The sequence below is a fragment of the Vibrio sp. OPT24 genome (assembly GCF_015163545.1).
GTDB lineage: Bacteria > Pseudomonadota > Gammaproteobacteria > Enterobacterales > Vibrionaceae > Vibrio > Vibrio cyclitrophicus.
The window spans coordinates 22610-36121 of record NZ_JADDYI010000004.1 but is presented as its reverse complement, the minus strand read 5'-3'; the positions used below and the strand labels follow the sequence as shown (position 1 = coordinate 36121).

General features: G+C 43.4%; 10 protein-coding genes. All 10 read left to right on the top strand.

Annotated features, from left to right (window positions below; translation table 11 throughout):
- Positions 1-61: 61 nt before the first annotated feature.
- The 10 genes from IQO02_RS01210 (at position 62) to IQO02_RS01165 (ending at position 13511) form a co-directional block, all read left to right on the top strand.
- Positions 62-1435 carry an O-antigen ligase family protein gene (locus IQO02_RS01210; protein ID WP_010440944.1) on the top strand — a complete coding sequence of 458 codons (1374 nt, stop codon included), beginning with the start codon at positions 62-64 and terminating at the stop codon, positions 1433-1435.
- A 93-nt stretch (positions 1436-1528) separates the two neighbouring features.
- The gene (locus tag IQO02_RS01205; RefSeq protein WP_010440945.1) at positions 1529-2314 is read left to right on the top strand and encodes an acyltransferase; all 786 of its coding nucleotides are present in this window, start codon (positions 1529-1531) and stop codon (positions 2312-2314) included.
- Complete coding sequence (locus IQO02_RS01200; RefSeq protein ID WP_010440947.1) at positions 2307-3425, top strand: glycosyltransferase; 1119 nt, start codon at positions 2307-2309, stop codon at positions 3423-3425. Before IQO02_RS01205 ends, IQO02_RS01200 begins: the two co-directional genes overlap by 8 nt.
- On the top strand, positions 3422-4846 hold the full coding sequence (locus IQO02_RS01195; protein WP_010440948.1) for a GumC family protein: 1425 nt from the start codon (positions 3422-3424) through the stop codon (positions 4844-4846). The genes IQO02_RS01200 and IQO02_RS01195 overlap by 4 nt, the downstream gene beginning before the upstream one ends.
- Before the next feature lie 329 nt (positions 4847-5175).
- Positions 5176-6276, top strand: a complete 1101-nt coding sequence (locus tag IQO02_RS01190; protein WP_010440950.1) for a glycosyltransferase — start codon at positions 5176-5178, stop codon at positions 6274-6276.
- Positions 6273-7460 (top strand): glycosyltransferase family 2 protein, encoded by a 1188-nt coding sequence (locus tag IQO02_RS01185; RefSeq protein WP_010440952.1) that lies wholly within the window; start codon positions 6273-6275, stop codon positions 7458-7460. The genes IQO02_RS01190 and IQO02_RS01185 overlap by 4 nt, the downstream gene beginning before the upstream one ends.
- A gap of 9 nt (positions 7461-7469) precedes the next feature.
- The gene (locus IQO02_RS01180) at positions 7470-8129 is read left to right on the top strand and encodes a sugar transferase (RefSeq protein ID WP_016795300.1); all 660 of its coding nucleotides are present in this window, start codon (positions 7470-7472) and stop codon (positions 8127-8129) included.
- Between the two features lie 152 nt (positions 8130-8281).
- Positions 8282-9160 carry a LysR family transcriptional regulator gene (locus tag IQO02_RS01175; RefSeq protein WP_010440956.1) on the top strand — a complete coding sequence of 293 codons (879 nt, stop codon included), beginning with the start codon at positions 8282-8284 and terminating at the stop codon, positions 9158-9160.
- Between the two features lie 99 nt (positions 9161-9259).
- Positions 9260-10372 carry an efflux RND transporter periplasmic adaptor subunit gene (locus IQO02_RS01170; protein WP_010440958.1) on the top strand — a complete coding sequence of 371 codons (1113 nt, stop codon included), beginning with the start codon at positions 9260-9262 and terminating at the stop codon, positions 10370-10372.
- Positions 10373-10382: 10 nt separating this feature from the next.
- Positions 10383-13511, top strand: coding sequence for an efflux RND transporter permease subunit (locus IQO02_RS01165; RefSeq protein ID WP_016795299.1), 3129 nt, complete (start codon positions 10383-10385; stop codon positions 13509-13511).
- The last annotated feature ends 1 nt before the right edge of the window (position 13512 follow it).

Genomic DNA, 13512 nt, shown 5'->3' with positions numbered 1-13512 from the left:
GATAGTTTTCAGAAAGTTCGACTACCTGAATCCGTTGATGTGCAAGCCGCAAGGAGATGCGATGAACTACCAAGCCAACAGAACACCACTCATTATTGGGCTTTCAACCATGAGTCTAATAATTGGTGCTGCTTGGTATTTAGTTCCTCATCCTGCGGTGGTTATCGTGCTTGCCTTTATACCGCTGGGCGCTTTATTCGTTATCAATAAAGCGTTTTGGTTTGTGCTTTTGTTCGTCGTATTTTCATTCTTCAGAATTCATGAGGCACTACCTCAACTTTACCCATTAAAGATACCTCTACTATTATCTTTGGGAGCATTATCGGCACTGCTATGGCATTCGTTAATCAGTAGAGAGCTTAAGATATTCTGGCACCATTCACTGAGCTGGCTGGCCATCTTTTGGTTGCTGACCATTGTTGGCCTTGTGTTCGCATCTAGCCGTTCAATCGCATTTGCAGAATTTAAAAGCATTTATTGGAAGATCATCGTCATGACGCTCGCCATTACTTGGTTGGTTAATACGACGGAAAACCTCGCAAAGACAGCGATGACTATTATCTATGCCGGGGCTTTGGTGAGTATCATCGCTGTTTATAATTCAGTAAACGGTATTGGTATTGTCGAAGGTTCTAGGGTGACTATTGGACGAGATTTAGGCTCGATGCTCGGTGACCCGAACGATCTCGCCTTGGTGTTGCTTTTCCCGCTCGCATTCGCCATTAGCCAAACCATTACACCCGGTATTTCCAATTTCAAGCGGATAATTAGTGCATTAGTTTGTGTCTTATTGTTAGTTGCGATTATCGCTACTCAAAGCCGAGGTGGGTTACTTGGCTCGATTGCGGTTGTTGGTATCTTTGCTCTGAAACTCATTCGTTCAAAAGTGCTATTAATATCATTGGGGGCGGTCGGCGCGATAGTACTCTATTTTGTCGCAGGTATAGGCGATAGATCATCTGGAGGGGCAGCGGAACAAGGTATTGATGAATCTGCCATGGGGAGAATTTACGCTTGGGAAGCGGCCTTTAAAATGGCGGTAGAAAATCCATTGACAGGTGTTGGCTTAAATAACTTCTACTCAAACTACTTCTTCTATAGCTCCTATTGGGACGGCTTGAATCACGCAGTTCACAGCACATGGTTTGGCGTTCTGGCAGAAACAGGCTTTATTGGCTTAGTCATTTTTGTCACTTTGATTATCTCGTTAATCAGAACCTCAAGAGCCACACTAGCACGGTTATCTCAAGCCGGTACGTCTGTCGTACCCGAACTTAATGCCGTCGCTTATGCCGTGTATGCCGGTTTAGTCGGTACCATAGTATCTGGCACCTTCCTCACACAAGGCTTCAACTGGCCAATTTACATTCTAGCTGCACTCACAGTTTGCGTATCAAACGTGTCTCATACTGCTTGTCAAAATGAGAAAACCTAAAAGAAAAACTCTAACTAACTGAAATAAATAAATAAATTTAGTGGCACGTAATGTGAAAGTACATCTATATAACAACATAGAAGGAACTTCATTATGACGTCAGCATCCATACATCAATTCAAACATTGGCTTAAATTTCATCCTAATTCTCGAATTAGAAATGTATTTTTCATTTTGAAATACCTAAGAAGCGCCGAACTACCTACCCCACAAATACTTAATCGCTGCCTATACCAAGCACACAAGTTGGTTGCAAATATGGTTTCTGGCTTTACCCGATTCTTCTACTGGACGCCCACATTCAAAGGCAGAATCGCTCAATGTGGAAAGCATTTGTATCTATACGGTGGCTTGCCATTTGTGAGCGGTCCACTACAGATTTCAATTGGCGATAACTGTCGTATCTCTGGCCATAGTACATTTTCAGGCTGTACTCAGCCATTAGAGGGCTTAGAGCACCCTCTTCTTTCCATTGGTAGTAATGTCGATATTGGTTGGCAGTCAACGATTGCCGTGGGAGGTAAAGTCATCATTTCAGACAATGTTCGCATCGCTGGCGGTGCATTCTTGTTTGGGTACTCTGGCCACCCGCTTGATGCAAAACGTCGAGCTGCAGGTGAAGGTGACGACCCTCAACAAATCGGCGACATTGTTCTTGAGCAAGACGTGTGGTTAGGTACTAACGTCACTATAAAAGGTGGCGTGACCATTGGCGAAGGCGCTGTTGTTGCAGCTGGTAGTGTGGTTACGAAAAACATCCCTTCGTTTTCAATCGCCGCAGGTAATCCTGCTCGAGTCGTTGGTCAAATTAAGTCCGAAGAAGTGAAGAAATCTGATGCATTTGATTCATTTGAAACTCGTGGAGGTGATCATGCGTGATTTAATCGTATTCGGTGAAGACTTTGGCGGTCTTCCGTCGTCGACTCAACATCTTGTTCGTCATCTTGCTAAAACACACAAAGTGCTTTGGGTAAATTCAATTGGTTTGAGACAGCCTAAACTTTCAGTAAAAGATGTCTCTCGTGCGTTCAACAAACTATTGGGTAAGACAAACGCAGTAACACAGAATATGCTCGACTCAAATGGGCAAAGCAACATTACAGTCGTCAATTTAAAGACGATACCGGCACCAGCGTCTAAATTATCAAGAAAGCTGGCGCAACGAATGATGTTGAAACAACTTAAGCCGATTATTGCAGAGCTCAACCTTTACGCTCCAATTCTTTGGACATCACTTCCCACGGCTGTTGACCTGTGTGGTCACCTTGGCGAATCTGCAGTGGTTTATTATTGTGGAGACGATTTCAGCGCCTTAGCCGGTGTTGACCATCAAACCATTACTGAGCATGAATCTGAACTCATCGAAAAGTCAGATCTAATCTTTGCAGCAAGCAAGAAGCTCATGACTAAATTTCCTGAAGATAAATCTCAACTATTGCCACACGGAGTCGATGTTGGTCTCTTCTCAACACCAACCGTTAGAGCGGACGATTTGCCGAGTAATCATCGACCAATCGCGGGCTTTTATGGCAGCTTATCTAAGTGGTTAGATTATGAAATGATTGGACATGTTGCTAGCGCAATGCCGGAATGGGATTTCGTCTTTATTGGCCCAAACGAATTAGATAACTTAGCGCTGCCGACACTTAATAACGTGCATTACCTTGGACCACGACCACATCATACGTTACCAAGTTATTCCCAGCACTGGGATGTGAGTCTGCTGCCTTTCGTTGATAACGAACAAATTCGCGCATGTAGTCCATTAAAACTCATGGAATACCTAGCAGCAGGAACGCCTATTGTTACAACGCCATTCCCTGCTCTCTTGCCTTATCAAGAACACGTTACAACCGTTAACAACGCACAACAAATGATAAAGGCACTCGATAGAGCTCGCCAACTTTCAAATTCACCGATATCAATCGTTGAAAAAGACAGCTGGCAGAACCGTGGTAACTTCGTACATTGGATGTTGGAGCTATTATGAATAATTTTAAATTGCGACTATTAGTTCTTTTGAACGCGGCGTGGCGCCAGCGTTACGTAATTATGGTACCGATTCTTATCCTTCCTTTCGTTGGTTTCGGCGTGAGTAAGCTAGCGCCGACAAAATATGATGCTCATACCAGTATGTTGATTCAAGAAACGGCGAAGATGAACCCTTTTTTAGAGGACATTGCCGTTTCAACTATGCTTAAAGATCGCATCAGTGCACTTAGAACACTGCTTCATAGCCGTCATGTCCTCTATTCAGTAGCAGAAGAGCTTGAACTGATTACTCCAGAGATGTCGAGTTTGGACCGTGAGGAAATTATATCTGATTTGTCTAAACGTTTATCCGTGACTCAGCTAGGCAAAGATTTTCTCAAAATCAGCCTAAGCTCAAACACATCGATTGGTATGGAAGCGACCCTTCAGTCTGTCAGCGAACACTTTATTGAGCAGTTGTTAGCCCCGGAACGTTCATCCATTCAAGATTCTAGTGACTTTTTGAAAATTCATATTGATGAGCGCAGTGCCGAACTCGCTGATGCAGAAGAAGCATTAGCGCTCTATGTGAATGAAAACGTACACTCAACACCAGAAGTGCAAAGTCAGAGCTTGAATCGTTTAGCTTCACTCAAACAAACACTTGCAGAAAAAGAAGCGGAATTATCTGGTGTTAAAAAAAGTTTAGGTTCGATTGATCAACAATTATCAAAAACCAACCCCGTGATTGGGCGCTTAGAAGATCAGATTATTGATATTCGTAGTGAACTCACTTTGCTACAAGCCAAATACACCGACAGACACAGTGCCGTGCAAGCAAAAGTTCGTGAATTAGAGCGCCTTGAGAACGAAAGAAAAATGCTACTCGATCTAAAACAACCGAGTATGAACAGTGATCAGTTATGGGACATTGCCAGTAGCACCACATTGAACAAGTTATCAGATACTCAACCACTTCTTGTGACCCAATTACACAGCTTGCAATTAGTTCGAGCTCAATTTGAATCATTAACCGAAGAGACCAAGAGCCTGAAAACAATGATCTTTGAGTTAGAAAACAAGGCTAACAATTTCGGTGAAAACGCCAAAGAGATGTATCGACTTCAACGTGATGTGAATATCAAACGTCAACTGTACGATGAGTTGACGGAACGTTATGAAATGGCGCAGCTAACCGGGTCGTTAGGTGTATTCGAACAGAACAAACGAGTTAAAATCATCGATTTACCGTTCACTCCGAGCGTAAAGTCAAACATGCCAACCTTCGTGTTTGTCCTAGCAGGACTAGTAGCTGGAATTGGTTTAGGTATAGGTTTGGCAGTGTTATTCGAGTTGTTCGACTCTTCCATTAAACGTAAGGAAGAAATCGAAGACATTTTAGGTGTGCCAGTGATCACTGTTATTCCGAGAATGAGCTAGTTCAAAAACCAGCTACGCCGATTTAATTTTTAACCAAGACACCAGCTCAGTGCTGGTGTTTCTCTTTCTAAACGTATTCACTCTTCGACTATTATTTATTCCTGATCTTTGAGCATCTGCCAGTTTAAGCATGTACTTTACCTTCGCTTTCACTCACTCATTCCATCATTGTGTTTTGATTCCTATATTGAGAATGACAAAGCAACAACATAAGTAAAAACATAAGGCCATGATAAATAAGGATTAATAAGTTGGCATAACTCGTGCAATTGTCTAATGAGAGAATAAAATCGAACAAACTTAGACCATTTTATTGCAGGGAGAAAATTATGGGAAACCAACTCGCTACACATGGAAAGAAGGTAATACATGTTGTTCAGCACCTTGCACCCGGAGGTCTAGAGACACTTACCTTAGATTTGCTTCGCTTTGCTAAACCGTATGACCAGGTGCTGATTGTAAGCTTAGAGGGAACAAAGCAAGAATCTATCGATAATTGGCCGAAACTAGAGTCTTACCACAACCAAATCGTATTTCTAGACAAAGAGCCAGGCGTTCAATTCAATGTCATTCTCAAGCTAATTAAAGCGTTCAAAGCTATCCGCCCAGATGTGGTTCACACTCATCACATTGGCCCATTGCTGTACGCCGGCTATGCTGCACGCATAACGGGAGTGCCAACACGAATTCACACCGAGCACGACGCATGGCACCTAAACAACACTAAACGTCGTCGCCTGCAAGCTCTTGCATTGAAAGCCGCTCAGCCCACTCTCGTTGCTGATGCTACTCGTGTTTACAAACAACTTTGCCGCGCCTTCTCTTACAAAAACATCATTACTATTAAAAATGGCGTCGATTGTGACAAATTTAGACCGCAGCCAATAACAGAGGCCAGAGCGAAACTCAATCTGCCACTCGACAAACATATTATTGGTTGCGCAGGTCGACTAGAACAAGTTAAGGGCCAAGACCAACTCATCAAAGCGCTTGCCCTACTACCAGCCAATACCATAGTGGCATTTGCTGGAGTCGGTTCTAAGCGTGAACAATTGGCAGCATTAACCAACAAACTGCAATTAAATGAGCGCGTAATATTTCTTGGTTTAGTTGAAGACATGACAACCTTCTATGGCGCATTAAACGTATTCTGCCTTCCATCCCGATATGAAGGTTTACCGCTTTCAACGCTTGAAGCTCAAGCCTGCAACATCCCGACGGTCGCAATGAACGTTGGAGCGGTTGATGAAACTTTATGCCCAGTGAGTGGCACACTTGTTAAAAGTGGCAGCATTACTGGGCTCGCCAACGCATTGTTAGAAAACCAAAATGAATGCTTTTTATCCCCACGGAGTTACGTACTTGAACATTTCGACATTGTAAAAATGGTCGCCTCTTACAACGACATTTCTGAAGGAGCTTTCGCATGAACGATTGGATACTCGCTGGCTTATTTTTGTTTTCTAGCGCTTTGATTGTTTATCACCACGCAGCATATCCAATACTGTTACGTTGGTATGCACGACACCATCCAGCTCGTACTGTAAGCGAAAACTCTCGTTGCTATAAAGATGTAGAGCAAGACTGCACACTTCCAACTATCACTATCCTTGTGCCTGCATTTAATGAAGAACAATGGATAGCAGATAAGATTCGTAACCTATCCGCTCTTGATTACCCTAAAAAGAAATTGCAAGTGATTATTGCCTGCGACGGATGTACTGACAACACGGTCAAAATCGCGCAGATGACCATTCAAGAAGCGATGTGCAGCGATATTTACTTTGAAATACATGACCATGTACAAAACAGAGGAAAAGTTTCTGTTATCAACGAAGAAGTGACGAGCATAACAAGTGACATCACAGCATTGAGTGACGTTTCAGCGTTGATATCATTGGATGCACTGTTAATCGCAAGTGCGCATTTTGAAAGTGACAAGGTTGGTGTTGTTAATGCGACTTATCAACTATGCCCTATTGGAAACGAAGGTGAAAACACTTACTGGAAGTATCAAACCGTTGTTAAAGAGTGCGAAGCGTCGATGGGCTCTAGTTTAGGTTCTCACGGTGCTTTCTATTTAATTAGAACGAGCTTGTTTGAGCCACTGCCTCTAAATACCATCAATGATGACTTCATTTTACCTATGCAAATCGTAAAACAAGGCTTCATCGCGGTATACGAAGCACAGATGGTGGCATTAGAGCTTGAAGCATCCAACTTGAGAACTGACTTTAAACGTCGATTAAGGATTTCTGCAGGCAATATGCAGCAAGCAATTCGATTAATTGGCCTATTCAACCCCAAATTTAAAGGTATCGCGTTTGCGTTCTTCTCCGGAAAAGGATTAAGACTGTTAACACCCTATTTAATGATTGTTTGCTTTGTGTGCTCAGTTCTTCTTAGAGATTATTTAGTATTCGAAGTCATGCTTTGGGCGCAAATTGCTGTTTATAGCATCGGCGTACTGGGTTGCATCATGCCTAAGAATATCACTAATAAACCGATTTCTTTAATTTCATATTTAATCGTTGGTCATTATGCCAACTTCATTGGTGGCATACGTTACCTACTAGGACTCGAAAACGCCCCTTGGACTCGAGCTAATCGTTAAGGACTGACCATGATGAACATTGACCAACTATCTAACCAAAACTTATACCAAAATAAAATTGCTCGCGCGAAACGTACTTTTGATTTTGTAAGCTCTTTATTCGCGTTAGTTATCTTATCTCCGGTGTTCCCATTTATAGCACTGGCTATTGTGCTAACCTCACACGGGCCGATCTTCTATCGTCAATTGCGCGTTGGTAAATCAACACCTGAGAAGATGGAAATATTTGAAATCATGAAGTTTCGCAGCATGTACGAAGATGCAGAAACACGTTCTGGTGCGGTTTGGGCGACTCAGAACGATCCTCGCATCACCCCTGTTGGGCGGTTTCTGAGAAAGACGCGTCTTGATGAACTTCCACAACTATTTAATGTATTAAAAGGTGAGATGTCGCTGATCGGCCCTCGCCCTGAGCGTCCAACCTTTTACAACAAATTGGAAAATGAAATTCCATACTTCGCTGACCGCACATACGGCGTAATGCCTGGTATCACGGGGCTAGCTCAAGTTAATCAAGGTTATGACACGTGCATAGATGATGTTCGTCGTAAAGTCGGTTTTGATCACAGTTACGCTCTGAGTCTATGCTCTGTTAAATCTTGGATTGCAGCAGATCTAAGCATCATTACTAAAACAATTGTTGTTATGTTGGACGGACGCGGTCGCTAAACTTTGGATTTTGTTGCTTACCATTGCTCGATTCTAATTTAACTAAAACCGATGAGTACATAATTACTCATCGGTTTTTTCGATTTTATATACCATTTGATATACGATACCAACCAATTATCCCAAGTCAGCATTCGAACACGTCCATCATTATGAAAATCGAAGACCTTAAACTATTCACGACCGTTGTTGAACTTGGTAGCTTTACCGCTGCAGCTAACGCATTAGATCTACCACGTGCGAATGTCAGTCGACGGATCAACGATTTAGAGAAAACACTCAATATCCAATTGTTCTTTCGTACCACTCGAAGTTTATCGGTCACTAAGTCAGGTGAGCTTTATTATAACGAGTTACTGAAAGCATTAAGTGCACTTGAAAAAGCCAACCACATGGCATCTAACCTTTTAGAAGTTCCACACGGTCGTGTGAAAATTGGTTTGCTTCCAGAGACAGGCGATATCGTTCAATCTACGCTCTTTAAATTCCAAGATTTATACCCTGAGGTTGAACTCGATATAAGAAGTATCAGTAACGGCTTTCTTGACATGTACCGCCAAGGACTAGATCTCGCCATGCATGGTGGCCGCTTAAGTGACTCCAACGTGGTGGCGCGTAAGGTGATGGATTTACAACGTATTTTTGTTGCTAGTCCAGAATACATTGAGAAATATGGCAAACCCTCAACGATTGAAGAACTCTCTCGTTTTCCGTGTGTTTGTTTTCGCTGGCCAAGCGGCGATATAGACAAAGAATGGGAGATATCAGGCCAAGTAGTTAAGGTCGAACCTTCTATCGTCAGCGACAGTATCGGTTTCGTAAAAGGCGCATCAACACGTCATCGAGGTATCGCTCTATTACCAGAACTCATGGTGAGGCAAGAGCTCAAAGACGGTTCACTGATTAACCTTTTCCCGACCGATACTATGCGAAAAGATGAGGCTTGGTTGTTGTATCCACAACGCAAGGCATTGAGTCATGCTAGCCAATTATTGATTGATTTCTTGTTACAAGAACTGCCAAATCTTTAGTTATTGTCATGATTAGCATGACAGTGTTATACCGTTAACACTGATTATCTCTGACTTACATCTAGATACAATTGCTCTATCAATATTTAGGAGCAATTCATGATGCCAATCTATCGCTATTCCCTACTTGCAGCGACTCTTCTGTCTCTTATCGGTTGTAACCAATCCGTTGTAACTACACCATCTGGCATGGGTCAGAAGAAAAAACAAGATCGCCCGATTCAAGTCGTTCAGCTAGAACCACTAGCGAATCAAACTCACAAATCGTTTACAGGTAAACTGCAATCTTCTGAAACCGCAGGCGTGGCATTTCGTGTTCCCGGCACCATCCAAAAGATCCTAGTGTCGACCGGTGATACCGTAGTTAAAGGTCAACCTTTAGCAGAACTTGACCCGCACGACTACCAAGTTGCGTTAGAGGAGTTACAAGCTCGCGCATTAGAGGCGAAATCAGCACACAAACTTGCCAAGGCAGAACTCGCACGCGTAAAACAAGCGATTGATGACAACGCCATTGCTAACGTTAACCTAGACAGAGCAATTAGTGGTTACGAGCGTAGCGAAGCAGCCGTTAAAGTCGTTGAGCAAAACATTCGCCGTGCCAAAGACGCCATTCGTTATACTCAACTGCTCGCGCCTTTCGATGGAATCGTTGCTTCTTCCAACTTCGATCAGTACGAGCAAGTTCTACCGGGCATCTCTGTGTTTACGATTCACAACCCGGACCAACTTGAAGTTAAAATTGATGTCCCTGAAAATCTCATTCATAAATTCAGCTCAGATCAACAATCGCAAATCAGTTGGTATGGGTCAAAACATCAACTAACGGCTTACGCCAGTGAGATCTCGACTCAGCCACATCCAATCAAGCAAACCTACTCAGTGACTTACCGTTTAGCGTTACTCACTGATGAACAAGTATCTGGACAACTCTTACCGGGCAAAGCAGTAACCTTGTCGACTCAGCTAGGTGAAATCTCTAACAACTTCTGTCTACCTTATTCAGCCATCGTGAATCAATCGGGTATCGAGCAAGTGTTCACGATCGAAAACGAACAAGCACAAGGTGTAATGGTTAATGTTGTATCGCTTAACAAAGACTCAGCATGTGTTGAATCGACATTGAAAGATGGCGACTACGTGATCGTTAGCGGATCTCAGTACGTGATCGAAGGTCAGCATTTCTCAAATATCCAAGTCAAGAGCCTGTAGGTAGACCATGATGAATCTAGCTGATTTTGCGATCAAACAACGCACCTTCATCCTGTTTTTCACTGCATTGAGTGTGATCGCAGGCCTATTCTCTTATTTCGATTTAGGCAAGCTTGAAGATCCAAGCTTCACCATCAAAACCGCTGTGGTCGTCACTCTATACCCTGGCGCTTCAGCTGAAGAAGTTGAACAACAAGTCACTGACACCGTCGAAACTAAGCTTCAAGAAATGGCGACATTAAACCGACTTCGTTCGCTGTCTCGCCCTGGTATGTCGATGGTATTTGTAGACTTGAAGGAGTCACTACAATCAGACCAATTACCACAAGAGTGGGATCTATTGCGTCGTAAAGTGTCTGATATGAAGATACTTCTGCCCAGTACCGCCCAAATCAGCGTTGTACAAGACGAATTCTCTGAAGTGTATGGCATGCTTTTCTCAATACACAGTGAAGATGCATCACCTGTCGAATTGCGCCGTTACGCAGAAGAATTACAACGACGCATCAAAACCGTTGATGGCATTAAAAAAGTCGAGCTACACGGCGTTCAACCTCGCGTCGTGCATATTGATATCCCAGACGAACGGCTGGCTCAATACGGTCTATCGATGGCACAAGTTTGGAGTCAACTGAACACGCAAAACACAACATTTGAAGCGGGTAAGTTTTCCGCGGGTAGCGAAAGAATCCGGGTTCAACAATCCAGTGAGTTTTCGTCTCTGGAAGACATCAAAAACTTAATGCTTAAAGGCGGTGTAAGTGAATTTGGCACAGGCCTAATTCGCCTGGGTGATATTGCTGAAGTCACCATGGGTTACCAAGAACCAATGATGACTGAAAATCGCTATAACGGCTCACCCGCGGTGACCTTAGCGATGAGCCCTGTTACTGGCGTTAACGTTGTTTCGTTAGGCGATGACATCAACCGTATCGTGAATGATTTCCAAGCGACTCTTCCACTCGGTGTTGATATCGCAACCGTTGCCAATCAACCAGATGAAGTGCAAAAATCGATTGATAATTTCGTCAACAACTTAGTTGAAAGTGTCGCGATTGTATTTATCGTACTTGCCGTTTTCATGGGACTAAAGAGTGCCACGATCGTTGGTACTAGCTTGATCCTGACTATCCTACTGACCCTAATCTACATGAACTTAACTTCTATTGATTTGCATAGGGTTTCGTTAGGCACGTTCATCTTGGCGTTAGGTATGTTGGTCGATAACGCGATTGTTATAACCGATATGATGATTGTTAAAATCAACAAAGGGATTGACCGTACTAAAGCGGCAATAGATTCAGTAAAAGAAACGGCTACACCGCTGTTTGGTGCAACCGTCATCGCTATCATGGGTGCAAGCCCAGTTATCTTCTCAAAAACAGATGCCGCCGAGTTTTCTAGCTCAGTATTCCTAATCATCGCTTCATCTCTGTTGTTATCTTGGTTTGTCGCGATGACCTTCACTGCACTGATGTGTTGGATCTTCATCAAGCCAACGAAGCAAAAAGAAAATACTAAAATCAGCTTATACCGTAAGAGTGTTAATTGGACCGTAGATAACCCGCTAAAAGCATTGAGCGCTCTGGTTCCATTGATATTAGTAACGGCGCTCGCAATTCCAAGTATTGCTGTTAACTTTATTCCACAAGCCGACCGACCTATCCTGTTTTTGGATTATTGGCTACCGAATGGCGCAAAGGTGGAGCAAACATCGGAAGACATGAAGCGTATCGAAGCTTGGTTATTAGAACAACCGGAAGTGACCAGCATTTCAACCTATGTCGGTGCCGGTGCCCCACGTTTCTCCGTAACCATTGAACCAGAACCGTTTGACCCTGCGTACGGCCAAATTTTAATCAACGCGACTGACTTCCCTTCATTGAGTCCATTAATTGCTCGTGGTGACAAATGGTTAACTGAGGAATTTCCAAACGCCGACCCACGCTTTAGAAGCTTAAAACTCGCAACCTCAGATAAATTCAGCGTTGAAGCTCGTTTCTCAGGCCCTGATGTTAACGTTCTACACAACCTATCTGAACAAGCTCAAGCGATTCTAGCGGAGCACCCCGATACCAAGTACGTTCGTGATGACTGGCGCCAGAAAAGTAAAGTGCTTGAACCTATCATCAACCAAGACAAAATTCGCCTAGCGGGTATTAATAGAGCAGATATCGCCTTTGCAATGAAGCGTGCGTCTGAAGGCATGCCTCTTGGCCGCATGAACCTAAACGATGAGTTGGTGACGATCCAACTACGTGGAACTGAAAGCTCAATTGAATCACTAGAAACACTGCCTGTGCGTTCACTACTTGGTGTGCATAGCGTGCCTCTAGGTCAAGTTATTGATGGGTTCGAACTCACCAGTGAAGAAACTATGATTTGGCGTCGTGACCGTGTGAAAACTATCACAGCACAAGCAGGTGTGGGTCGTTACACCACGCCAGCGGCAGTCAGAAACTCCATCAAAGATCAAATCGAAGCGATTCACCTACCTCATGGTTACAGCCTTGAATGGGGTGGCGAATATTATGACGAACACAAAGCCGTAAGCGATATTCTCAAGCAACTTCCAAAAGCAATCTTGTTGATGGTGATTATCTTGGTCGCGATGTTCAATGGTTTCAAACAGCCCGTTATCATATTCACTACCTTGCCATTAGCTGCAACTGGCGCAACGTTCAGCTTATTGCTGTTAGATAAACCGTTCGGATTTATGGCATTGATTGGTGCAGTAACACTCACGGGGATGATCATCAAAAACGGCATCGTGTTGATGGATCAAATTGAGCTTGAGCGTACCAATGGTCGTTCATTATCAGACGCGATTAAAGAAGCTACCGTAAACCGAACCATGGCAATTTCAATGGGGGCGTTAACCACTGCTCTTGGCATGATTCCACTGTTAACCGACCTGCTATTCGATCAAATGGCCGCAACCATTATCGGTGGTCTTGCCGCTGCAACCGTATTGTCACTATTCGTAATGCCTGCGTTATATAAGCTCTTCTATCGTTCAGAAGAGAGTGCGACTACGGTCAACGAAGCCATTCAAGATGCAATTGTCACCCTTGAAGCAACACCCAATTGTACAGTCAGTGGAACTCCAAATGATAACCAACCAAACATTAACAAATAAG